The 567-nt window shown below is 52.0% G+C and carries 1 protein-coding gene; it reads left to right on the top strand.

What is annotated here, in order from left to right; genetic code table 11:
* Window positions 1–567, top strand: a 567-nt coding sequence (locus tag PGX78_RS09335; protein ID WP_442864831.1) for an amidophosphoribosyltransferase, incomplete at both ends; no start/stop codon positions are given.

The raw sequence follows: 567 nt of genomic DNA, 5'->3' as shown, positions 1-567 counted from the left end.
GGCAATTTGACCAATGCCCGGGAACTGCGTACGCGCCTTGAAGATGACGGGGCGACGTTCCAGACAACGATGGACAGCGAAGTTATCGTCAACCTCATCAGCCGTAGCAGAAAGCCGACTATTGAAGAACGAATTATTGACAGCATGACTCAAATTAAGGGGGCTTTCTCCCTTGTCTTAATGACCAACAAAAAGCTTTACGGGGCTCGTGATCCCTTGGGTTTTCGTCCTTTGTGTATCGGTCGTACGGAAACGAGCGGCTATGTCATCGCTTCGGAAACGTGTGCTCTCGATGCTATCGGGGCTACTTTTGTGCGTGACGTCAAGCCCGGTGAATTTGTCGAAATCGGAGCGGACGGCTTGAAGTCTACCATGTATGCGGAAGCGGAACGTAAACAAGTCTGTTCGTTCGAATACATTTATTTTGCCCGTCCCGACAGTATCATGGACGGACAGGATGTGTATCAGGCCCGCTTGGCTATGGGGCGGGAAATGTGGAATGAAACGCACTATGATGCGGACCTCGTCATTTCCGTTCCCGACAGCGGTACGACGGCGGCTCTCGGT

The sequence above is a fragment of the Megasphaera sp. AF13-6AC genome, assembly GCF_027685385.1.
In the GTDB taxonomy this organism is placed as follows: domain Bacteria; phylum Bacillota; class Negativicutes; order Veillonellales; family Megasphaeraceae; genus Megasphaera; species Megasphaera micronuciformis.
The sequence above is the reverse complement of the archived record's forward strand: the minus strand, read 5'-3'. Positions and strand labels throughout refer to the sequence as shown.